This window comes from Flavobacterium sp. UGB4466 (assembly GCF_903469665.1).
In the GTDB taxonomy this organism is placed as follows: Bacteria; Bacteroidota; Bacteroidia; order Flavobacteriales; family Flavobacteriaceae; genus Flavobacterium; species Flavobacterium lipolyticum.
The window spans coordinates 1-2,571 of the sequence record NZ_CAGKLC010000214.1 but is presented as its reverse complement, the minus strand read 5'-3'; the positions used below and the strand labels follow the sequence as shown (position 1 = coordinate 2,571).

1 protein-coding gene is annotated in these 2,571 nt (G+C 40.6%); it reads left to right on the top strand.

What is annotated here, in order from left to right; translation table 11 throughout:
* Positions 1 to 364: 364 nt before the first annotated feature.
* Positions 365 to 2,571, top strand: a 2,207-nt coding sequence (locus tag JO950_RS21675) for a hypothetical protein (protein WP_202704504.1), incomplete at its 3' end; no start/stop codon positions are given.

The window sequence follows — 2,571 nt, the reverse complement described above, 5'->3', positions numbered from 1 at the left end:
GTTTCAATATTTAACCTGTGAAAGTCACATTTATTGTGAAAATAGATGCATTAATTCTTTATACAAGAACTTTGAACTTGAAGTGAAGCATCATATGTGAATTATTTAATGTTTAAAGAAAAGGTTTGTAACTATCTGTAAAAGTGGCAAATAAACACGATCGTCCTTTTTTTACCCATTTCAAAACAGTCTCATTTTATAAACCGATACTACTCTGTAGCGAATAAAATGTTAAAAAAATTGGTCTGTTCTTAATTTTGGAATACAAAATTGCATTTGCTTAATTTTTTAAGATGTGAATCTAAGAGCAGTGCAAAAGAAATTAAACTTCGAAATGACCATTTTATTTAAACAGATTTGATATATGAAAAACTTTACTCTAAAAAGCTTCAATTTTCTTAAGCCTGTCTTTTTACTTTTTATATTAGGCATTTCTTATCAACTGGAAGCACAGACTTGTGCCGGGCTTAATTCCATCTATCAAACCAGAGGAGGGACTGGAACTACCGTAAATATATTTGAGTATAATTTACCCTTACAGCGGTTCAATGCCTTAGGTACTTCCGTTACTATGGGAATTACCTCTGGAGCTGCTTCGGCTTACAATTCTAACACAGGATATTTGTATATTAATGGTGATGGCACTGATCCATTACATGATGTTAGGGTTTTTGATCCGGCTGATAACTTTAACTACGTAGGAAAGATTAGTCTTAATTTAATGGGGACGCAAGATATTTATGCCAATATGTTTTCAAGAGGAGACTATATCTATTTCAGGGATGAGGCGAAAAATATCCTAACAAGATTTAATGTCAATCAGCCTTTTGTCGGTGGAGTTTTCAGCGTTAATGTTGAGCAGATACCTCTTACAAATAACATGGGAGGAGCCTATTCGGCCAATGATTATACGTATTATAACGGAAAATTTTATGGAATTGCAGGAAAAGGAACTAGTCCACGAACAGAGTGTTTTTTAATTATTATTGACGAAGTTGCTCAAACTCTTGAGAGCAGAGTATTGAAGCTGACAGATTCTAATGTTTCCCATAGGTTTGGGAATACCATTGGAAATGATTTTGGTGCAGTTTGGATTGATTCTAAAGGTGTCATGATGTTTTTTAATAATGATACTGGAAATGTTTATTTACTTAAAGATGTAGATCTTCCGGGATCAACAGATATTAGCTGGGTTCTTCCATCCAATACCTCTTCTGATAATGACGGGTTTGGATGTGAAAGTATCGATTTGTTCACGCCTATTATAGCCATAGGAGGTACTTGTTCTCTGCCTGGTACAGCGACTATAACAAACTACCTGAATAATGCAAGTGAATACGAATACAGATTTTATGAATATCCTAGTGGAACTCAGGTTAGCGGTGTAACAATTTCATCAGCGGGAGTTATCAGCGGGTTAAATTACAATCAGGCTTATACCGCAGCTTTATATATTATTGGGGCTGATTATACTTCGAGCCCGTCGGAAGTTTTTACAATTCCAAGTATTACAGGACCAACTGCTGATGCAGGTTCCGATTTTACTAAAAACTGTACGATAAATGTTGCGGGGAAACAAATTGGAATGGTAGCAGAGCCAGGAGTTACTTATTCGTGGTCACCGACAACGGGATTAGATTTTAGTAGTCCCTATTCCAGTTCAAATCCATTCGCGAATCCATCGGTAACCACAACTTATGGGTTAACGACTACGAAATCAGGCTGTTCTAAAACAGATACGGTAGTTGTTACAGTAGATACAACTCCACCGGCAACTCCGATAGTAACGGTAGTAAACAATTGTGGTAGTTCTGTACTATCAACAACGGCTCCGGGTACATTGTTGTGGAGCAATGGACAAACAGGTTCTAGCATTACAGTGACTGATTCAGCAACTTATACCGTAACGACAACAGCCGCTAATGGTTGTGTGAGTGCAGCTGGGAGCGGTGTTTCGGCACCAAACGCAAACCCTGCAGCACCAACGGCCAGTGTAACGGTTCAACCTGACTGTTTGACTCCAACAGGAACTATCGTAGTTACAGCTCCGGCTCCTGCGGCCAATGTGACGTATACGGTAACGGGTACCGCTCCGGTGAGACCTGCAGTGACACAGTCTACAACTACCTTTGCCAATTTGGCTCCGGGTACTTATGCCGTAACGACAACCAATACCACTACAGGCTGTGTTTCCTTGCCAACGAATTTAACCATCAATGCCGTTCCGGGTAACCCTGCGGCGCCAACGGCCAGTGTAACGGTTCAACCTGACTGTTTGACTCCAACAGGAACTATCGTAGTTACTGCTCCGGCTCCTGCGGCTAATGTGACGTATACTGTAACAGGTACTAGTCCGGTGACTCCTGCAGTGACACAGTCTACGACTACCTTTGCCAATCTGGCTCCGGGTACTTATGCCGTAACGACCACCAACACCACTACAGGTTGTGTATCCTTGCCAACGAATTTAACCATCAATGCCGTTCCGGGTAACCCTGCAGCGCCAACGGCCAGTGTAACGGTTCAACCAGACTGTTTAACTCCAACGGGAACTATCGTAGTTACGGCTCC